This window comes from Arthrobacter sp. Edens01, from assembly GCF_001307035.1.
Classification (GTDB): Bacteria; Actinomycetota; Actinomycetes; order Actinomycetales; family Micrococcaceae; genus Arthrobacter_B.
In genome coordinates this window covers 295,519-316,246 of sequence record NZ_LKIU01000005.1, presented here as the reverse complement: position 1 = coordinate 316,246, position 20,728 = coordinate 295,519, and the positions used below count along the sequence as shown (strand labels likewise).

General features: G+C 64.4%; 17 protein-coding genes. 9 read left to right on the top strand and 8 right to left on the bottom strand.

Features of this window, described 5'->3' with window-relative positions:
* Positions 1–37: 37 nt before the first annotated feature.
* From AO716_RS07605 to AO716_RS07595, 3 genes are all read left to right on the top strand, one after another.
* Complete coding sequence (locus tag AO716_RS07605; RefSeq protein WP_055242002.1) at positions 38–1,705, top strand: DUF885 domain-containing protein; 1,668 nt, start codon at positions 38–40, stop codon at positions 1,703–1,705.
* A gap of 231 nt (positions 1,706–1,936) precedes the next feature.
* Entirely contained in the window at positions 1,937–3,382 is a 1,446-nt protein-coding gene (locus AO716_RS07600; protein WP_055240334.1) for a dicarboxylate/amino acid:cation symporter, read from the top strand.
* 88 nt (positions 3,383–3,470) lie between these two features.
* Positions 3,471–4,094, top strand: coding sequence for a Maf family protein (locus AO716_RS07595; RefSeq protein ID WP_055240333.1), 624 nt, complete (start codon positions 3,471–3,473; stop codon positions 4,092–4,094).
* Between the two features lie 395 nt (positions 4,095–4,489).
* Here the strand turns inward: AO716_RS07595 and AO716_RS07590 are convergent, their stop codons facing one another.
* Positions 4,490–5,443, bottom strand: a complete 954-nt coding sequence (locus AO716_RS07590; RefSeq protein WP_235472032.1) for an endonuclease domain-containing protein — start codon at positions 5,441–5,443, stop codon at positions 4,490–4,492.
* A gap of 191 nt (positions 5,444–5,634) precedes the next feature.
* Here AO716_RS07590 and AO716_RS07585 point away from each other — a divergent pair, with 191 nt between their 5' ends.
* On the top strand, positions 5,635–7,419 hold the full coding sequence (locus AO716_RS07585) for an acetyl/propionyl/methylcrotonyl-CoA carboxylase subunit alpha (protein ID WP_055240332.1): 1,785 nt from the start codon (positions 5,635–5,637) through the stop codon (positions 7,417–7,419).
* 59 nt (positions 7,420–7,478) lie between these two features.
* Here the strand turns inward: AO716_RS07585 and AO716_RS07580 are convergent, their stop codons facing one another.
* Complete coding sequence (locus AO716_RS07580) at positions 7,479–8,879, bottom strand: MFS transporter (protein WP_055240331.1); 1,401 nt, start codon at positions 8,877–8,879, stop codon at positions 7,479–7,481.
* A gap of 246 nt (positions 8,880–9,125) precedes the next feature.
* Positions 9,126–10,529, bottom strand: coding sequence for an NAD(P)H-quinone dehydrogenase (locus AO716_RS07575; protein ID WP_055240330.1), 1,404 nt, complete (start codon positions 10,527–10,529; stop codon positions 9,126–9,128).
* A gap of 94 nt (positions 10,530–10,623) precedes the next feature.
* On the opposite strand from AO716_RS07575, the gene AO716_RS07570 reads away from it, so the two are divergent.
* Positions 10,624–11,427, top strand: a complete 804-nt coding sequence (locus AO716_RS07570; RefSeq protein WP_055240329.1) for a purine-nucleoside phosphorylase — start codon at positions 10,624–10,626, stop codon at positions 11,425–11,427.
* A gap of 29 nt (positions 11,428–11,456) precedes the next feature.
* Positions 11,457–13,211 carry a phospho-sugar mutase gene (locus AO716_RS07565; protein ID WP_055240328.1) on the top strand — a complete coding sequence of 585 codons (1,755 nt, stop codon included), beginning with the start codon at positions 11,457–11,459 and terminating at the stop codon, positions 13,209–13,211.
* Positions 13,212–13,223: 12 nt separating this feature from the next.
* Here AO716_RS07565 and AO716_RS07560 read toward each other — a convergent pair whose 3' ends face one another.
* The 3 genes from AO716_RS07560 to AO716_RS07550 all read right to left on the bottom strand — a co-directional run bounded on the left by AO716_RS07560 (position 13,224) and on the right by AO716_RS07550 (position 16,446).
* Positions 13,224–14,789 (bottom strand): putative bifunctional diguanylate cyclase/phosphodiesterase, encoded by a 1,566-nt coding sequence (locus tag AO716_RS07560; protein ID WP_055240327.1) that lies wholly within the window; start codon positions 14,787–14,789, stop codon positions 13,224–13,226.
* Positions 14,786–15,217: an STAS/SEC14 domain-containing protein gene (locus AO716_RS07555; RefSeq protein WP_152969903.1), complete on the bottom strand. Its 432-nt coding sequence runs from the start codon at positions 15,215–15,217 to the stop codon at positions 14,786–14,788. Before AO716_RS07555 ends, AO716_RS07560 begins: the two co-directional genes overlap by 4 nt.
* 140 nt (positions 15,218–15,357) lie before the next feature.
* A complete protein-coding gene (locus tag AO716_RS07550) occupies positions 15,358–16,446 on the bottom strand; it encodes a hypothetical protein (RefSeq protein ID WP_055240325.1) in 1,089 nt (362 codons plus the stop codon).
* A gap of 523 nt (positions 16,447–16,969) precedes the next feature.
* Between AO716_RS07550 and deoC the strand changes: the two genes are divergently transcribed.
* The 3 genes from deoC (at position 16,970) to AO716_RS17440 (ending at position 18,305) form a co-directional block, all read left to right on the top strand.
* Entirely contained in the window at positions 16,970–17,677 is a 708-nt protein-coding gene (deoC, locus tag AO716_RS07545; RefSeq protein WP_055240324.1) for a deoxyribose-phosphate aldolase, read from the top strand.
* Between the two features lie 42 nt (positions 17,678–17,719).
* On the top strand, positions 17,720–17,971 hold the full coding sequence (locus AO716_RS07540; protein ID WP_055240323.1) for a hypothetical protein: 252 nt from the start codon (positions 17,720–17,722) through the stop codon (positions 17,969–17,971).
* A gap of 196 nt (positions 17,972–18,167) precedes the next feature.
* On the top strand, positions 18,168–18,305 hold the full coding sequence (locus AO716_RS17440) for a hypothetical protein (protein ID WP_160317918.1): 138 nt from the start codon (positions 18,168–18,170) through the stop codon (positions 18,303–18,305).
* A gap of 71 nt (positions 18,306–18,376) precedes the next feature.
* Here the strand turns inward: AO716_RS17440 and AO716_RS07535 are convergent, their stop codons facing one another.
* Both AO716_RS07535 and AO716_RS07530 read right to left on the bottom strand, forming a co-directional pair.
* Positions 18,377–19,378 carry an SIS domain-containing protein gene (locus tag AO716_RS07535; protein WP_055240322.1) on the bottom strand — a complete coding sequence of 334 codons (1,002 nt, stop codon included), beginning with the start codon at positions 19,376–19,378 and terminating at the stop codon, positions 18,377–18,379.
* Positions 19,357–20,577: a hypothetical protein gene (locus AO716_RS07530; RefSeq protein ID WP_055240321.1), complete on the bottom strand. Its 1,221-nt coding sequence runs from the start codon at positions 20,575–20,577 to the stop codon at positions 19,357–19,359. Before AO716_RS07530 ends, AO716_RS07535 begins: the two co-directional genes overlap by 22 nt.
* Positions 20,578–20,728: the final 151 nt, after the last annotated feature.

Sequence of the window (20,728 nt, the reverse complement as noted above, 5' to 3'; positions counted from 1 at the left end):
AAACTCATCAGATACCCTGTCCAACGCCGCCTCGCGCATGCCCACCGCGATTGATGCCGTCGCCGAAGCCTTCACGGAGAACCTCCTCTCCCTGGATCCTTCCTTCGCGACTTCCCTGGGCATTCCCGGCCATGAAACGGAGTACGCCGACTACTCCCCCGCCGGGCTGGAATCCATGGCCGAGGCCATGCGCGAAACCCTTGAGCGGCTGGAAGACCTCCAGCCTGCGGACGACGTCGACCGCGTAACCCTGGACGCCATGCGCGAACGCCTTGGGCTGGCCCTGGAAATCCATGCATCCGGCTGGGATCTGGCCGACCTGAACAACATTGCGTCCCCCGCGCAGGACATCCGGGCCATCTTCGACCTCATGCCCACGGACACCGTGGAGGCCTGGGAACACATCTGCGGCCGCCTGCACAACGTTCCCGACGCCGTCGCCGGGTACATCACCTCGCTGCGCAGCGGTGCCGAGCAGGACCGGATTGCGGCCCGCCGCCAGGTGAAGATCGTCATGGAACAGGCCACGAAGTATGCCGAGGACGGTGGATTCTTCGACGCCTACACCTCCGGCGCCAAGCTTCCGGACGGCTCCGCCCTGCCCGAGCAGCTGCAGGCGGCCCTGAAGGAAAACTCCGACGGCGCCCGTGCCGCCTACCGCTCGCTGGTGAACTTCCTGGAAACGGAGCTGCTGCCCGCGGCGCCGGAAAAGGACGCCGTCGGTGCGGAACGCTATGCGCTCTTCTCCCGCCAGTTCCTCGGCTCAGCCGTGGACCTGGAAGAGACCTATGCCTGGGGCGTGGCAGAGCTGGACCGCATCATTGCCGAGCAGGAGAAGGTGGCGAACCAGATCAAGGAAGGCGCCTCCGTCCGCGAAGCCATGGAACTGCTCGACGCCGATCCCGAGCGCCAGTTGCACGGCACCGCCGAGCTGCAGGCCTGGATGCAGGAACTCTCCGACCGCGCCGTCGCGGAGCTCTCCGAAACACACTTCGAAATCACCGGGCCCATGCGCCGGCTTGAGTGCATGATCGCGCCCACCAACGAGGGCGGCATCTACTACACCGGTCCGTCCGAGGACTTCTCCCGTCCCGGCCGCATGTGGTGGTCCGTCCCCGAGGGCGAAGACACGTTCACCACGTGGAAGGAAACCACCACGGTCTACCACGAGGGCGTTCCGGGCCACCACCTGCAGATCGCCACGGCCACTGCGGCCAGGGAAACCCTGAACAGCTGGCGCCGCAACGTCTGCTGGGTCTCCGGCCACGGCGAAGGCTGGGCACTGTACGCCGAGCGGCTGATGGAGGAGCTCGGCTACCTCTCCGATCCCGGGGACCGGATGGGCATGCTGGACGCCCAGCGTATGCGCGCAGCCCGCGTGGTCTTCGACATCGGCGTGCACCTGGAACTTGAAATCCCCGAGCGCTGGGGCACAGGCACCTGGACCCCGGAGAAGGGATATGACTTCCTGAAGCAGAACATCGCCATCTCCGAAGGCCAGCTGAACTTCGAGTTCACCCGCTACCTCGGCTGGCCGGGACAGGCACCGGCCTACAAGCTGGGCCAGCGCCTCTGGGAGCAGATCCGCGACGAAGTGCGCAGCCGCGAAGGCGACGCCTACGACGCGCGGACCTTCCACACCCGCGCCCTGCGTCTGGGTTCGGTAGGCCTGGACACCCTGCGCCGGGCGCTGCTGGAAAACTAGCGCCTGCCTGAACGCCCGGCCGGGTTTCCGGCCGGGCGTTTTTGCTGCCATGGATGGTTCTCCAATGGGACAATCGTCACAGCCGCCCACGGGAATAAGGGCGGACATCCGCGGTCCCGCGCCACAGAACGGTTTCCCGGGGCTGAATACCAAGGGCACACCCTCGGAGCGCATGTAACATTTCGCAATCTCAAAAAGGCTCTGCTAAGAAACCCCGTCTAGCATCGACGGGTGACATCACCACAGACAACCCCACAGTCCCCCGCCGCCGCCGAGACCCGGCGCAGGCTTCCACGCTGGGCCACCTCCTTTGGTCCGCAGATCATCGCTGCCCTGCTGATCGGCCTTGGCCTGGGCCTGCTAGCGAAGAACATGGGCACAGTCGACGGCGAGCCCAACTGGCTCACCACCACGCTGTCGACCATCGGCTCGAGCTACGTCTCGCTGCTGAAGGCCGCCGTCGTTCCCCTGATCTTCACCGCCGTCGTCAGCTCCATCGCCAACCTGCGCCAGGTTTCCAATGCTGCGCGCCTGGCCTGGCAGACGCTGCTCTGGTTCGCCATCACTGCACTGATCGCCGTCGCAATCGGCATCGCGCTTGGCGTGATCCTGCAGCCCGGCGCCAACGCTGATGCCACCGCCCCTGACGGGTACGACGGCGGCACCGGCAGCTGGATCGGTTTCCTCACCGGCCTGATCCCGGGCAACTTCCTGGGCCTGACCGCCTCCACCAGCGAAACCCTGACGACCACTCTGAACTTCAACGTGCTGCAGGTGCTGGTCATCGCAATCGCCGTCGGCATCGCTGCACTGAAGGTCGGCAAGCCCGCCGCACCGTTCCTGGCGCTGAACGCTTCCGCCCTGGCTGTTATCCAGAAGGTCCTGTGGTGGATCATCCGGCTGGCCCCGCTGGGTACCGTTGGCCTGATCGGCCGCGCCGTCGCAACCTACGGCTGGGACACCATCGGATCCCTGGGTACCTTCACGCTGGCCATCTACCTGGGTCTGGCCCTGGTGCTGTTCGTGGTCTACCCCGTGCTGATCAAGGCCCACGGCCTCTCGGTGCGCCAGTGGTTCTCCGGCGCCTGGCCTGCCATCCAGCTGGCCTTCGTCTCCCGCTCCTCCGTGGGTACCCTGCCGCTGACGCAGCGAGTCACTGAGCGGAACCTCGGTGTGCCCCGTGCCTACGCATCCTTCTCCGTGCCGCTGGGCGCCACCACCAAGATGGACGGCTGCGCAGCGATCTACCCGGCCATCGCGGCGATTTTTGTGGCACAGTTCTTCGGCATTGACCTCAGCATTGGGCAGTACCTGCTCATCGCCGTCGTTGCAGTCCTGGGCTCCGCGGCAACCGCCGGAACCACCGGCGCCGTCGTCATGCTCACCCTGACGCTCTCAACTCTGGGCTTGCCGCTTGAAGGCGTGGCGCTCCTGCTGGCCGTCGATCCGATCCTGGACATGGGACGCACCGCGGTGAACGTGGCCGGACAGACTGTTGTGCCGACCATCGTTGCCAAGCGCAACGGCCTGCTCCTGCCGGAGCTGTACAACGCCAAGCGCAACGGCGACCCGTTCGATGACGATTCGGAAACAATCACCCCGGATCCTTCGGAACTTCCTGCGCAGGAGGACACTTCCTCCTCATCCGTTCCTGCAGGATCCGCGTCCAGGGGGTAAGGTTTTTCCTGCTCGCACTTTCAAAAGAACGGCCGTCCCACTGCTGGGGCGGCCGTTCTTAGTTTTGGCGACCATTAGGCTGGGAGGCGTGATTGAACTGATTCTCGCTTCCGCTTCCCCGGCCCGCACCAAGCTGCTCGACAACGCAGGCATAGCCCATCGGGTTATGGTGTCCGACGTCGACGAAGACGCCGTGACCGCACGCTACGGCCTCACCGACCCGCACGACACCGCGCTGCTGCTGGCCCGGGCCAAGGCTGAGGCCGTGGCATCACTGCCCGAGTCCGAGGGCGCACTGGTGCTCGGCTGCGATTCGGTGTTCGAGTTCCAGGGCGAGGCACACGGCAAGCCGTGGGAGGCCGACGTCGCCCGGGAACGGATCCGGCGGATGAGCGGCACCTACGGTGTCCTGCACACCGGCCACTGGCTGGTGGACTGCCGCGACACGGACGAGGACGGATCAGGTGCCACCTTGGGTGCGGTCAGTTCGGCAGAAGTCCACTTCGCCAAGCTGCTGGACGACGAGATCGAGGCTTACATCGCCACCGGTGAACCGCTGCAGGTTGCCGGCTCCTTTACGATCGATTCCCTGGGCGGTGCTTTCATCGAGAAGGTTGTTGGTGATCCGCATGCCGTCGTGGGGCTTTCGGTCTCGACGCTTCGCCATCTGCTGGCCAGTGCCGGCGTCGGGGTTACTTCGCTCTGGAAGTAGGCCTGCTTGAGGTGGCCGTCGGGCGGGCCGGGGCTGCACCGGGGCCGGTGGGCCGGGCCAGCCGGGGTGAGCTGGCGGGGCTCTGGGGCCGGGCGAGCTAGCGGCGCCGGGGCGAGCTGGCGGCGCAGGGTGCGCTGGAGTGGCCGGTTTCAGGCACGTTCCACGCCGCTGCCCGCCTCCGAAACCGACCGCTGGCAACCTCCGGCCCAACCTTTGTGCAGATAACGTCCCTTAGAGCCCTCTGCGCCCAACCCCCGTGCAGATAATGTCCCTCTGGTTGCCCCAGAGCAGCGATATCGCACCGAGACTTCCCGCGGACCCCTTCTAAGCTGCGTTATCTCACCGAAGGTTTACGTACGTACAGCTCTTTCCCAACCCGTCAACCTCCCAGCGGGTCACCCCTCCGGGATCCAGCCCCCGAGCTTGAGTCCGCGGGCCACCTTCGCCGCAACCCAAGCGCTTCCACGCCGCATATCTCCGCTCGAAACTTTCACCTGATGCCATCCGAGCTCGCGTACCAGGAGGTCCCGGTTGTGGTCCCTCAGCTGCTGTTCGCGGGTCAGGTGGTGTTCGCCGTCGTACTCCACACAGGTGCGGAACTCCGGACAGCCGAGGTCGGCCCACACCACAGGACGGCCGGCTCCGTCCAGCAGTGGACAGCTCGGCCGGAACTCCGGCAGGCCGTTTTTCTGCAGCATAAGGCGAAGGTAGCTTTCCTGTGGTGAGTCCACCCCGGACCGCAAAAGATCGACAGCGAACCGTGCAGTGCGGATTCCCGGCACGCCGCGCAGCTCCGCTACGAAGTCCTGCAGTTCGTTCAGCGCCACCACTGCTTGCCGCGGGTACCCGAAGCTGCGCCCATGTGCCGAAACCAGCCAGTCGCCCGCGGCGACCAGCGCGGGAAGCGGCAGCACTCCGGCGAGGTCAAACCATGTCCTCGCGGGCGACGTGACACGGATCCCCGGCAGGGGGCTGAGGATGTCCCCTGGACGGAGCGCCAGCCGGTGACCCCGGATGTGCCTGCGTCTCGCAGCGGGCTTCGCCGGTTCCCGCGCCAGGTGCAGCACCGACTCGTGCCGGTATGACGCCGGCAGCGGCATCCCGTGCAGCCTCGCCGCAGTTGTGTGGCTGAGGACAGCATCGGGCAGGAGCTCGAGGTACGGCCTCGCCCGGGCCGTGAGGTCCCCGTCATCACCGGCATTGCCGGACAAACGCGGCACGCGGATGCCCCGGCTCGGGATCCGGAGGTCTGATGCCCGCAGCCGCCCCTCACTAAGCCCAAGGTCCCGCGCCTCGGAGATCAGGAAAGGCCCGGACAACGACGGCGGGAGCGGCTTGGGTAGGCGCATCCCCCACTTCTACCTGCTGGTCCGGCGGAGCCGGAGTTATCCACAGACGCAACATGTCTCCGGGCTGGGCGACACCTTTGTAGGGTCCCCACAACGAAAGCCGTCGCCCCACGCAGAAACAGCACGGTTTATGGCGGGAGACAACAAAACCGCGCTACGCTCCCAAGAGATCAAAGGAGCCAGTGCATTTCATGAGCCAGAACACCCCCGCCCCACTGGGCAAGGTCCTGATTGCCAACCGCGGAGAGATCGCCGTCCGGATTATCCGGGCCGCACGCGACGAGGGCATCGGCACGGTCGCCGTCTACGCCGATCCGGACAGGGATGCACTCCATGTCCGTCTCGCTGACGAAGCGTTCGCCCTGGGCGGCAGCACGGCTGCTGACTCCTACCTGGACATGGACAAGGTCCTGGCCGCGGCAACGCGCGCGGGAGCCGATGCCATCCACCCCGGCTACGGGTTCCTGTCCGAGAACGCAGAGTTCGCCCGCAAGGTGATCGATGCCGGACTGACCTGGATTGGCCCGTCGCCCGAAGCCATCGAACAGCTCGGCGATAAGGTCCAGGCGCGGCACCTCGCTGCAAAGGTTGGCGCTCCGCTGGTTCCGGGCACGCCGGATCCCGTCACAAGCGCCGACGAAGTCCTCGCCTTCGCGCAGGAACATGGGCTGCCCGTTGCCATCAAGGCCGCCTTCGGCGGCGGCGGACGCGGCATCAAGGTTGCCCGCACGCTTGAGGAAATCCCCGAACTGTACGACTCCGCCGTGCGGGAGGCCACAGCTGCCTTCGGCCGCGGCGAATGCTTCATCGAACGGTTCCTCGATGCACCGCGTCACGTTGAGACCCAGTGCCTGGCCGATGCGCACGGCAACGTCGTCGTAGTCTCGACACGAGACTGCTCGCTGCAGCGCCGCAACCAGAAGCTGGTAGAAGAGGCCCCGGCGCCGTTCCTCACCGAAGAGCAGACCCGCAGCCTCTACGAATCTTCCAAGGCGCTGCTCCGCGAGGCCGGCTACCAGGGCGCGGGAACCTGCGAGTTCCTCGTGGGCACGGACGGCACCATCTCCTTCCTCGAGGTGAACACCCGCCTGCAGGTGGAACACCCCGTTTCCGAAGAAGTCACCGGCCTGGACCTGGTCCGCGAACAGTTCCGGATCGCCCGCGGCGAAGAGCTTGGCTACACCGATCCCGAAATCCGCGGCCACTCCATCGAGTTCCGCATCAACGGCGAAGACGCCGGGCGCGGGTTCATGCCCTCCCCCGGCACCGTTGAAACCCTGCGCCTGCCCACGGGCCCCGGCGTCCGCGTCGACTCGGGCATCGAAGCCGGCGAAACCGTCGGCGGCAACTTCGACTCCATGCTCGCAAAGCTGATCATCACCGGCGCCACCCGTGAGCAGGCACTGCAGCGTGCCCGCCGCGCCCTGCAGGAAATGGAAATCACCGGCCTGCCGACTGTTCTCCCGTTCCACGCAGCAGTTGTCTCGGACCCCGCATTCGCACCGGAACAGGGCCCGTTCAGCATCCACACCCGCTGGATCGAGACCGAATTCAACAACACGATCGCGCCGTTCAGCGGTGAGCCGGCAAACGGAAACGACGACGACGCCTCCCGCCAGCGCCTCACGGTTGAGGTAGGCGGCAAGCGCCTTGAGATCACCCTTCCGGCAGGACTGGCACAGCTTTCCGGCCGCGGCTCGGCATCCTCAAACGGCAAGCAGCGCAAGGGCCGCTCCCGGTCCGCGACTGCTGCGGCAACGGGCAATGACCTGACGTCCCCGATGCAGGGCACAATCGTGAAGGTGGCGGTCGAAGATGGTGCGCAGGTAGCCGAAGGCGACCTGGTGGTGGTGCTCGAAGCCATGAAGATGGAACAGCCCCTTACCGCCCATAAGGCCGGCACGGTCAGCGGACTGACCGCAGCGCCCGGTGCCACGGTGTCTGCCGGGGCCGTCATCGCCACAATCCTGGACTAACCGCAGCAAAGAGGCCCGGATCCAATCGGATCCGGGCCTCTTGCGTACCAGCGGTGGAACTAGCTGGAGTGGTTTACGTAGTCCACGTCCTTGGTTTCGCGGGTAACCCACAGCGCAATGAACGTCAGCACGGCCATCGAGGAGAGATAGATACCCACCAGCCAGGGGCTGCCGTCAGCAGCCTGCCACAGCGCCACTGCGATGAACGGGGCAACAGCAGCACCGAGGATCGAGGAGACGTTGTAGGCGATCGCCGAGCCGGTGTACCGGACGTTAGTCGGGAACAGCTCCGGCAGCACAGCACCCATCGGCCCGAAGGTCAGACCCATCAGCGTGAAGCCGATGATCAGCAGTGCCATGGTGCCCACGAATCCGCCGCCGAACAGCGGGTCGAAGGCGAAGCCGAATACGAAGATCGCGGCAGTGACCCAGAGCAGGGTCTTGCGGCGGCCGTACTTCTCCGCGAGCGGACCGGCAACCATGGTGAAGATGCCGAAGAAGACGACGCCGACGATCAGCATGATCAGGAAGTCGTTCCGGGCGTAGCCCAGGCCGGAAGCGAAGGCATCCGGGTCGAAGGCCTTGCCTGCTGCTTCCGCCTTGGCCGCAGCTTCTTCCTCAGTCTTGGCAGCGGTGCCGTAGGAGAGGGTGAAGGTGGTCATCAGGTAGAAGAGCACGTAGGTGGCCAGCATGATGAAAGTGCCGGCAATCATCGGACGCCAGGAGAACTTGAACGCGGCAGCCAGGGGCAGCTTGCTCACTTCGCCGGAGTCCACAACCTTCTGGAAGGCCGGAGTTTCAACCAGCTTCAGGCGGACGTACAGGCCGATGATGACCATGACGGCGCTGGCCAGGAACGGGATGCGCCAGCCCCAGGACATGAACTGCTCTTCAGCCAGGTTGAAGCTCAGGATCAGGAACAGGCCGTTGGCCAGGATGAAGCCGATCGGAGCACCCAGCTGCGGGAAGGTGCCGTAGATGGCGCGCTTGTTGGCCGGGGCGTTCTCGGTGGCCAGCAGTGCGGCACCGGACCATTCGCCGCCGAGTGCCAGGCCCTGGGCGAAGCGCATGACCACCAGCAGGGCCGGAGCCCAGAAGGTCCAGCCGTCCATTGTTGCGGTCGGCAGGCAGCCGATGAGGAACGTGGCGATACCCATGGTCAGCAGGGACGCCACCAGGGTCCCCTTGCGGCCGACCTTGTCTCCGAAGTGGCCAAAGACGATTGAACCCAGCGGCCGTGCAATAAAGGCCACGCCAAACACGGCGAAGGAGCTCAGCAGTGCGGTAACGCCTTCCGCATTCGGGAAGAAGAGAATCGGGAAGACCAGGACCGCAGCCGTCGCGTAAACGTAGAAGTCGTAGAACTCGATGGAGGTGCCGACCAGGGACGCTACGATCACGCGTCCGCGGGAATTGGCCGGGGCCTTTTCGGTCTCGGCACTTGGAGTGTTAGTTGACATGGCAAGTCTTTCGGGTGCGGGTTGGAAAGTAGGTTCATCCTAAAACCCCGCGTCCGCCATTCGGACATTTGTCCACAATGTGGACGTAACGTTGGACAAACCCTGATTTTCCGCGCAAAAAAGCCCGCCTCAGGAACCTGGATTCGTCCGGAAGCGGGCTTTCTCTCCCATCCAGATAACAGAAACTGCCCGTATCAGACCTGATACGGGCAGTTTCTGTTACCTCGTTTGTGGAGGCGGGAACCGCTAGATGTGCACGTGCAGGCGGCGTGCAGCCTCTGAGATGGACCCGGTCAGCGACGGGTAGACCGTGAAGGTATTCGCCACGTCGTCGACGTGCAGTTTCTGCGTGACGGCCAGTGCGATCGGGAAGATCAGTTCGGAGGCACGGGGGCCGACGACGACGCCGCCGATCACCGTTCCGGATCCCTTGCGGGCAATGATCTTCACGAAGCCTTCCTTCACGTCCATCATTTTTGCCCGCGCGTTGGTGTGCAGCGAGAGCTTGATGACGTCGCCCTGGTAGCGCCCCGCGTCCACGTCGGCTTCGGAAACACCCACCGAGGCAATTTCCGGCGAAGTGAAAATGTTGGACGCTACGTGCTTGAGCTTCAGCGGCTTGACGCTGTCCCCCATCAGGTGGGCAATTGCGATGCGTCCCTGCATGGCGGCCACGGAGGCCAGGTTGAACACGCCGGTGCAGTCACCGGCAGCGTAGACGTTAGGAGCGGTGGTGCGGGAGACGCCGTCGACCTTGATCTGTCCGCGGTCATCCAGCGCGATGCCGGCTTCCTCCAGCCCGATTCCCTGTGTATTCGGGATGGCGCCGACGGCCACCAGGCAGTGGGAGCCTTCCACGGTGCGTCCGTCGGAGAGCGTGACGAGCACGCCGTCGCCCGTGTTCTTCACCGAATCTGCGCGGGAGCGGGAGAGAACGGTCATGCCGCGGGCCTGGAACACGTCCTCCAGGACGCGGGCGGCATCGGCGTCCTCGCCGGGAAGCACGCGGTCGCGGCTGGAGATGAGGGTGACGCGGGCACCGAGCCCGTTGTAAGCGGAGGCAAACTCGGCACCGGTTACGCCGGAGCCAATCACGATCAGGTGCTCAGGCACCTCGGTCAGGTTGTAGATCTGCTTCCAGGTGAAGATCCGCTCGCCGTCCGGCATGGAGGTTTCCAGCTCGCGGGGGTTGGCTCCGGTAGAGATCAGCAGCGCTTCGGCGTCCACCGTAGTGACGGTGCCGTCTTCCGCGGTGGCCTCAATGGTGTGGTTGTCCAGCAGGCGTCCGTTGCCCAGGACCACCTTGACGCCCATCCGCTCGAGGGTCCGGCGAATATCGTTGGACTGCTCGCGGGCCAGCGCCAGGAGGCGGTGGTTGACCATCTTCAGGTCAGCGGCCACCGGCTGGGCGTCGCCAAAGTCCACGCCAAGGTTGGAGGCGGAACTGAAGCGGGTCATCACGTCAGCGGTGGCGATGAGGGTTTTGGAAGGAACGACGTCGGTGAGGACGGCGGAGCCTCCCAGCCCGTTGCGCTCAACGATGGTGACGTCCGCCCCCAGCGATGCTGCCACCATGGCGGCCTCATACCCGCCGGGGCCGCCGCCGAGGATTGCGATTTTTCGGGCAGTGAAATCTAGTTGGCTCGTCACAATTGTCCATTCTGTCGCATCCGGGGATGCCGCTCAAACGAGCCGGCTGGGGCGGGCACCGGCAGGCCAGCCCAACACACGGTAAGTTGTACGGGTGAGCAACGACGAACCCTTTGAACTTGCCCGGCACGCCGCAGCGTACATTGCCGAGAAAACCGGCGTACCCCGCCATGACATCGCCCTGGTCCTGGGCAGCGGATGGGGTGAGGCCGCTGAACTGATCGGCGAAACCACAGCCACCATCCCGGCGTCGGAAATCCCCGGCTTCTCCGCCCCCGCAGTACAGGGCCATGTTGGAACCATCCGTTCCATCCTGACTCCGGGCGGCAAGCGCGCCCTGGTCCTGGGCGCCCGTACGCACTACTACGAGGGCAAGGGCGTACGCGCCGTCGTCCACGGTGTCCGGACGGCAGCTGCCGCAGGCGCCAAGGTGATGGTGCTGACCAACGGCTGCGGCGGATTGAACCTGGACTGGAAGCCCGGCACCCCCGTGCTGATCAGCGACCACATCAACCTGACCGCCACCTCTCCGCTCGAGGGCGCCACGTTCGTGGACCTCACGGACCTCTACTCTCCCCGGCTGCGCGACCTGGCCCGAACCGTTGACCCCACCCTGGCCGAGGGCGTCTATGCCCAGTTCCCCGGCCCGCACTACGAAACCCCGGCCGAAGTCCGCTACGCCAAGACAATCGGCGCGGACCTGGTCGGCATGTCCACCGCGCTGGAAGCCATTGCCGCACGCCACGCCGGAATGGAGGTTTTCGGCATCAGCCTGATAACGAACCTCGCCGCCGGCATCAGCCCTCAGCCGCTGAGCCACCAGGAAGTTCTGGAAGCAGGCGCCGAAGCAGGTCCCCGCATCTCGCGGCTGCTCGCCGGATTCATCGGCGCCCTCTAGCAACACATACCGATCTACAGGGGTACGACATGAGCCTGACCGCCACGGAACGCAACGAACTGCTGGTTGAAGCCCGGCACTGGGCCGATTCCGACCCGGACCACGCAACTGCAGCCCAGCTGCGCAAACTGCTGGAGGAAGCTTCAGCAGAAGGCGCAGCAGCGGAAGCGGCACTGGCGGAGCTGACGGACAGGTTCTCCGGCACTCTGGAGTTCGGTACCGCAGGCCTGCGTGCTGCCCTTGGTGCCGGACCCATGCGGATGAACCGCGCCGTCGTGCGCCGGACCGCGGCGGGTATCGCCTCGTTCCTGCAGGACAAGTCCGAAGGCTGGGTCCCCAGCGCAGTGATTGGCTACGACGCACGCTATAACTCCAAGGCGTTTGCCCTGGAGACTGCGGCAGTTTTCAGCGCTGCCGGCATTGAAGCATTCCTCCTCCCCTGCACTCTTCCGACGCCGGTGCTCGCCTACGCTGTGCGGGCGCTGGACACCGATGCGGGAGTGATGGTCACTGCCAGCCACAACCCGGCCCAGGACAACGGCTACAAGGTCTATCTTGGCGGCCGGACGGTAAAGGGTCCGGGACGCGGCGCGCAGATTGTTCCGCCGTACGACGCCGAGATCGCCGCGCGGATCGACTACACGGTCCCCCTGGGCTCGATTGAGACCGCTCCGGAAGGCTGGACCGAGGTCTCCGAATCGATCGTGGCGGACTATATCAGTGCCGTTGACGGCCTGGTGTCACGGGACGGCTACCCCGCGCGTGACCTCAAGATTGTGCTCACTCCCATGCACGGGGTCGGCGGCGAAACCATGACGGCGGTCCTCCGCGATGCCGGATTCACCTCCGTGAAGCTCGTAGCGGCACAGGCCGAGCCGGACCCTGATTTCCCGACTGTGGCGTTCCCGAACCCGGAAGAACCCGGTGCACTGGACCTCGCCGTCGCAATGGCAGCGGAGACTGACGCGGACATCGTCCTTGCCAACGACCCCGATGCAGACCGTGCGGCCGTCGCCGCGAAGGACCCTTCGACCGGCGAGTGGCGCATGCTGCGCGGTGACGAAACCGGAGCGCTGCTTGGAGCCCACCTCGCCACCCGGATCCGTGCGGGACATCTGAAGCTGCGCGGCGCAGCGGGCCGCCCGCCGGTCTTCGCAAACTCGATTGTCTCTTCCCGGCTGCTTGCCCGCATCGCGGCGTCCGCAGGGTTTGCCCACCACGAAACCCTCACCGGGTTTAAATGGATTTCCCGCGTGCCGGGCCTGGTCTACGGGTACGAGGAAGCACTGGGCTACTGCGTGGCTCCGGGCCTGGTCCGGGACAAGGACGGAATCTCCGCCGGCCTGCTCATCGCCGAACTGGCCGCCTCGCTGAAGGCATCCGGCCGCACGCTGTTCGACATGCTCGACGATCTGGCACTTGAACATGGCCTCCACGCCTCTGACCAGCTCTCGGTGCGGGTCGACGATCTGGCGCTGATTCCGCAGATGATGACGCGTCTGCGGGAGGAGCCTCCGGTCTCGCTGGGCGGCTCAGCCGTAATCTCCGCTGTCGACCTGTCTGCCGGGTCCGCGGATCTCCCGCCCACCGACGGGCTGCTCTACCGGACCCAGGACGACACACGGATCATCGTCCGCCCGTCGGGGACAGAGCCGAAGCTCAAGTGCTATCTGGAGGTCATCGTGCCGGTTGCCGGCGGCGCTGAGCTTCCGGCGGCACGTGCTGCGGCTGCGGACCGGCTGGCTGCGGCGAAGGCGGACATCTCGGCGGCCCTGGGCCTGTAGGGCCGGTGTTCGCTATTCCCCTGCAGCTATTGCCGAGTCAACCAGGGGCAGCGTCGTTCCCGCGGTGATTATCGCCGCGACCTGTTGCCCGGTTAATGGCCTGCTGAAGTAGTAGCCCTGCCCGTTCCGGCAGCCGAGGACCAGGAGATCGGCGGCCTGGTCCAGGGTCTCGATCCCCTCGAAGACGGCTTCCATTCCGGCTGCCTGGATGAGTCCATGGACGGCGTCGACGAAACGGCGCTGTCCAGGATCAGCGCTGATGTCGCGGATGAGGCTGCGGTCCACCTTCACCGTATGGACCGGAAGCCTGCGCAGGTAACTGATGGATGAGTATCCGGTGCCGAAGTCGTCTATCTCGATCCCGACTCCAAGTGCGTTCAAGGACTTGAGCGAGTACATCTCCACATCACCGCCGCTGACAAACGCGCTCTCGGTGATTTCGATGACCAGTCTCGAGGGGGCGATCCTGGTTTCGGCCAGCGTCTGCCGAACGTGGTCGATGAGATCCAGCCGCTGCAGCTCCATGGCTGACAGGTTGACCCTGACCTTAAAGTCCTCGTCGAGGACCAGTTCATCTTCCCAGCGGGCAAGCTGTTCCAGCGCAGCGCGCAGGACCCACCTGCCCATGTCCAGGATGATGCCTGTCTCCTCGGCAATGGGGATGAAATCGTCGGGCATGATCAGCCCGCGTTCCGGATGCCGCCAGCGGACCAGGGCTTCAACGCCGGTCATCCGGCCCGTCGCGAGTTCAACCACGGGCTGATAATCAAGGAAGAGCTCGCTGCGCCCCACGCCCTCGCGGAGCTCTGCGGCCATGTCCCGGCGAAGTTGGCGGGAGTACAGCATGACCGGTTCAAAGGCCTTGCTCTGGCTGCGGCCTGAGTCCTTGGCAGAGTACATAGCGGTGTCCGCGCGCACCATGATGTCCTCGGCGCTCTCACCCGGCAGGGCCGCGTGGACACCAATGCTGGCGTGCGGCCAGACATCGATTTCTTCCACCCGGATGCACTCCCCCAGCGCTTCCTGGATGCGCGCGGCTACGCTCATGGCGGTCGTCAGGCCTGTTTCGGGGAGCAGGACGGCGAACTCGTCACCACCAAGCCTGGCCACGGTGTCCCCACGGCGGACCGCCCAGCGGATCCTGCGCGCGACCTCCACCAGCACCTGGTCTCCGGTCTGGTGGCCGAAGCTGTCATTGATGTCCTTGAACTCGTCCAAGTCGATCATCAGCACCGCCGGACGCTTGTCGCCGCCGTCTGCGGCCAGCAGGGCCACTGCCAGCTCGTGCATCAGGGCCGTTCGGTTCGCTGTTCCCGTCAGCGCATCGCTCATGGCCATGCGCTGCATTTGCCGGTGCGCGGCCTCCAGCTCCCGGGTCCGGGTTTCAACCCTGTCTTCGAACTCCTGGTATACAGAATTCAGTTCCTCGGCAAGAAGGTTGATCCCGGTGATGACAGCATCAACGTCGTCACGCCTCGGTGAGGTACGAATCCTTGTACTCAGATCGCCCGCAGCGATCCTGACGATGCCATCCACAACCTGCTGGAGCCGTGTGTCCCCCGGTTCGGGTTCCGTCATCGCGCCTTGCCCCTGAGCCAGTTCAGCGCGTCACTCTTCGAGGAAAAATACCTGGTGGGACAGGGCGGCAAGTCACCCCCGAGCAGGAAGTTCGCAATGACCCGGTCCACCTGCGATGAGCCAACTACGGCAACAGCAGAGGCATTGCGTGCCGCGCCGAAGATCTTCCGGGCGGTGCGCGTCAGTGATTCGACCCCGGTCAGCTCAAGCAGCAGCGGGCTGAATCCGGTTCCGGCCAGCCCTTCGAACTCCTTGGCAGCCTGGGCTGCGATGCCTCCGGTTATGACTTCGCCGGCCGGCAGGACGATGGTTACGTGTCCGTCGTCCTGGTAGACCTCTGCGTGGCTCTCCCTGGGTTCTGAAACGCAGTCGTCCGCTGCTGTAGCAGTCTCGTCCGGTATCGGTACAGCACTATCCACCAACGTCATGCCGTCCCCCAACAACCTGTCGCCGCTCGGCATGCAAGGCGAAAAGCTCCGCCTTTTGCCCTATAGATAAAACTCGATGCTTTCCCATGTTTCCCCCCAAAACCCAAAGCTACCTTAGCTATCCCTAAAATCGAGGACAATCAATGGTCGATTTCTTGTCCCGTGACACCATGTCCCAAAGACGAAGCGGCACGTCCCGCCCTCTGCTCGGCTCTGGCACGAACCTGGCGGCCAAATTCCCTGGCTAGTTCTTCCCTGGCTACGGCCCCGGCCTTACCAAAGATTTCGGCACTTGTTGTGGCATGGTCGACCGACGCATGAAGGTCACCGTCGTCGGCAATTATTCGCGCGAAAAGCAGCCGGGCATCTCCATGGCTTAGAGGTGAGAGGGCGGCAGACTCGTCGAGTACGGCTGACATTTGACGTCTGGCTGCCGCGATGTCCCCCGTCAGGTAACTCCAGTAAGCACGGATGACTTCAATATCCAGTTCATCCTGACGCGTCCCTCCCGTAATAGAAAGCGCCATTTCTGCCCGTTCAATGCACTGCAGGGTCTCGGGCTCGACCAGGTTGGCGGTCAATCTCATGAACGCAGATGCCTTGTTGAACAACGCCCAGAGGTTCACGTCGTTGCTTGGGGAGAGACTAGAGGCAGCAAGACCGTGGTAATACGTTCCCTCCCGCTCCATGCCTGCCAGGAATGCAACGTTTCCGATAGACCAGTAGGCCTTCCCAGCTTTCTCCAGAACTGCCTCATCACCGACCATCTGTGCGAGAGTTTGCGCCTCATGCCAAGCGTCTTCCAAGTGCCCGCTCTCGCTAAGAACCGCGACCAGCGCCTGCTGCGCCTCAATCCGTCCGCGTCCTCCCATACCGGCCTCTGGCGAATCCAACGCCGCAGACCGGGCAACGACAAGAGCCTCTGGCAAAAGCCCCATGCCCTGAAGCCCCAGCGACATAAGAGCCTTAGCTTTCCCGGCGACTTCCGGGGCGTTTTGGGCCACTGGATGGTCCGCCAGCAACCGTGCTGTCTCAGCGCATCCATCCATAAATCCCAGTTCAAGCTGGCATTCCCCGTACAGGAACATCATCCGCCACCATCCTGCGTCATCATTCCGCAGGGCAGCCGATTCAGCCGCTGTCTTGGCGGCTGCCATGGCTGAAGAGTATTCCCGCCGTTCCCACATTTGCCGGGCCTTGTACTCATTCAGGATGAAGTCACTTGTCATTCAAAGCCACGGAACTTTCTCTGTATGTCGGACTACGTGTCGCGAACGCGAGTTATTCGATTGTGCGCATGCTAGGGCAGTCAGGTCCAACGTTACGTTCCAAGACACTACGAGCCGCTTGGCTCCTCCACAAGATATCCTCAATTCCCAATCTACGGCACAAAAGCCACGAATCGTAGGTATAGTTTTTCCTTGTCAGCAACTCGGCGACACATTCATAGGAGTACGAAATGAAGAAACTGGGGGCATCCCTTCTTCTCGCAGCTGCCGTCACGGCCGTTGGCGTAGCAGCACCCGCAAATGCGGCTCCGTCCTTCGGGAACGGCAACGGTGGCAGTGTTGTATCGCCGCTAGTTGGCTGGTGGCCGAACTAAGTCGTTGAGATGAGGCCGGGCGGCGATTCCGAAATGGATCATCGCCCGGCTTTTCTTACTTAACTGCCCAAGTAACCTTGCCGCCCATCGCGGGCCTGTGCGCAAGGCGTCATATGGGAGACTGGAAGACCAGTTTGGAAAGGACCGCTATGCCCACGAACGCCGCGCCTCAAGAGAATCAGTCCACCGCTGACCTCGCCTCCTACATTGACCACACCCTGCTGAAGCCCGAAGCTTCACGCGAGGACATCCTACGGGTCTGCGAAGAAGCAGCCCAGTACGGATTCAAGTCCGTCTGTGTAAACCCGCTCTGGGTCTCAACCGTCCACACAGCCCTGAAGGACTCCGGAGTCGACACCTGCTCGGTCATCGGCTTCCCCCTGGGGGCAACCACCACTGAAGTCAAGGTCTTTGAAGCGCAGGGCGCGCTCCAGGACGGAGCAGACGAGATCGACATGGTCATCGATATCGCAGCTGCACGCCGTGGAGACCGGGAAACCCTGGTCCGGGATATCGCCGCCGTCGCCGACGCCGTGCACGAGGCAGGCAGCATCCTGAAGGTCATCATCGAAACCTCACTGCTTACTGATGAGCAGAAGGTCCTTGCCTGCGAAGCTGCCGTAGCCGCGGGAGCCGACTTTGTGAAGACGTCCACCGGATTCAACGGCGGCGGGGCAACCGTTGAGGACGTCGCACTGATGCGCCGTACTGTTGGCCCTGACTTGGGAGTAAAGGCTTCCGGCGGCGTCCGCAGCCGCGAAGATGCCCTCGCAATGATCGACGCGGGCGCCACGCGAATTGGAGCTAGCTCCGGAATCGCTATTGTTAAGGGTGGTAACGGCGGGTCCGGTTACTGATCCGTCCGCCGCGAAAAACTTTTTGAAACGGAGAAACTCCCCATGGCACGAACCAAGGCCAAGCAGCCCACCCACTCGGGCGAAGGACACCTGGTCTCGAACCTCGTCACCTTCATCGTCTTCTTCGGGCTCTTCCTCGCCTCGATTTACGCCCTGAACTGGCTCACCCTCGACGTAGTCTGGCCGATGGTCGTCTGCCTCGTCGTCGGCACTCTCGTGTACCTCGTCCCGTTCATGATGGGCCGCTCGGACACCACCGTGGAGCTTGCAGAGGGCCAGTCCCACAACGAGTAACCTCATATTCGCGCCCCTGCGGAGCTTTGCCGGGACGTAAACATGAATGAAAACTGCCCGTCAGACACAGTTCTGACGGGCAGTTTTCCGTTTTGGCGACAGCTGCGATTCCAGCGCGCAAATAGGTACCAACCTGCAGAAAACAAGTAGTAAGTACTCTTAGCAATTAGTCCGGCACGTTCTTAAAGTCGTCCGCATGAGCACAACATTGACGCGCAGGGAATGGCGGGCAGAACGCACCCGCCAGTTGCGGTTTACCCGAATTTCCTACTCCGCGATCGCTGCCCTTGTGCTGGCCGCGGCTGTGGTGTTCGCGATCGCCATCCAGACATAATCCGGCCGGTGCCGGCGCCGCATGAACCTCGTGCCCTCCTGCGACGACTGCGCTCCGTGCTGCCTGCCCCGCTACTGCGCAGCTTCCCGGGACAACCAAGCGCTCCAGGAAAACCCTGGGTCAGTCACATACCAGTCCCAGGCAACGAGCTCCGGTACCAAGGTCTCCACCAGTGCGGAGACCAGCCACTGCTCCTGGCCGGGATACGTCACCGACACGGATGCTTCCGGGAAACTTCCGCCGACGGCGACGATGCTCGCCCCGCGGGGCACCATCCAGTCCAGTGCCTGCTGGTCCCACCGCGAGCCGTTGAACAGCAGGGCCCGGTAGTCCAGGGTCTTGGACAGGTAGACGTCCACGTGGGACCAGTCACCGGTTTCGCTGCCGAATGCAGGCCTGCGCGGAACTTCGCGGATCATCAGTGACCCCTGAGCTGCACTGGAGAACCTTTCCGCCGGGGCCAGCAGGAAGGTGCCGTCCGGCCCCTGCAGGGCCCGGGACACCTCGGGCAGCCACTCGTCCGCACGCTCCAGCAGCGACTGCGTGCCGGCAGCCGCACCTGACGCGGCTTCGGAGAGCACACCGTAGGACGCACCGTAGCGCTCCAGAATCGCAGCTATCACCAGGAGCGAATGCCGGAAGTTGCGGCAGGAGATCCCGGAGACCTCGTCCCCCGCATTCATCAGCACCGTGTAATCGGCCATCACAGCCAGAGCTGAATCGGGCTTGTTGGTCACTGCTACCAGTCCGCCGCTGCCGCGGTAGCGTTCCGCCGCCGCAAGCACCTCCACACTGGTTCCGGTGGCAGATACAGCAACGACCAGCAGATCCGGCGCCGGCGCGGGCAGCAGCTCCGTGCTGGCCAGTTCCACCTGCACGTTGAACCCGTCCGCCCGTGCCTTCCGAGCAGCCGTGGCGGCGGCGTAGGCGCTGGAGCCCATTCCCAGAATCAGGATCCGCCCGGCCGGCGGCAGCTCCGCCAAGCCCGGGTAGCCGCCGTCGAGCAGGGCAGCCATACGGTCCAGGTAGTCCGGGACCTGCTGCAGGTCCTCTATAAAGCGGGAGGTGTCCATGCGGGCTCCTTTGTCCTTGGTGCACGGGCAGAATCCCGGGCGAATCGGTGGGTTATGGCGCCGTCCGCGGCGTACTGCCAGCGCGGCAGGAAACGGTGGGCGTAAATCAGTTCACGCAGCAGCTGCTCGGCGATCAGGCCTGGAAGCATCGCTTCATCCAGCAGGTCCGGCAACCCCGCCTCCGCGGCGGCCAGCTGGTAGGCCCCCGTGAGCTGCACGCTGGCTTCATCTGCCCAGCCATAGAGCCGCCCGAGGGACGCTTCGTCCGCCGCCTGCAACCGCTTGGCCGCCACAGAGGCAACCATTTCCAGGCTGGCGGCCAGATGTGCGACGTCGCGGGCTGCGCTGTCCGGACGGTCACGTTCGGCATCTGGCAGCTGCGGATCGCCGTCGAAATCCAAGAGCCAATACTGTTCGCCGGAGCGCAGCACCTGCCCCACGTGCAGGTCGCCATGCAGGTCGAACGCCGGCGCAGCGGTTTCCGGAACAGCTGCCAGCTGCTCCCGGATCCTGCCTGCGCGGTTCGACAGACGGATTCCGGCGTCGCCGCCGGTGAGGGCAAGCGCCACGTCCAGCACACCGTCGGCGCGGGCGCGTACTTCTGCCGCGCCGGGTGCGGGATGTGCCCCGCCGGCAAGCAGTGCCGCGTGCACTTCCGCCGCCAGGCGCCCCAGGGCAGCAGGAAACTCCGGTGCCTTTCCCCCGCGGAACCAGGCTACGACGTCGTCCACAGCCCAGGTCCAGCCGTCACCGGCGTCGGGAATTACGGCACTGAGAAGTGCCAGGGTGCCGCGTCCGTGCTCCGGATGCTCCCAGTCGAGGGAACCGTAATAGCCAGGAACCGAGTCCACGCCTGCATCCGCCAGCCGGGCCAGCAGCCGGGCGGAACGGTCGGCACCGCTCCACTGGCGCACCAGCTTGATGATCTTATCCCCGCCAACCACCACGGACAGGTTGGTCATGTCCACCGGCACCGGAGTTTCCCCCAGGCACTCCCCCGCGGCCAGCGCCGTACGCACCACGTGAAGTTCCCCCACGGAGGCTTTAAGCGTGTCCGGACTGCCGGAAAGGACGGCGTGCGTGAGGTCCGCGGCGAGGCCTGATCCGGCGGCGGCGGGGAGGCCGGCAGCATCCAGGGCCGTCAGGGCGCCGTCCGTCTCCAGCCGCAAAGAGCCGTGACCGGCCCGCACTTCGTCCATGAATCCACCTTCACATTCCTTGAACTTAGATTCAAGAACCGATTGTTAAATGCTTGTTACACCTGAAAATAACCGTTGTATTCCTTGAACTCTAGTGCAAAGATCATCTCACCACCCACCCGGAGTGTGATCCACGCCATAGCGCGCAGAG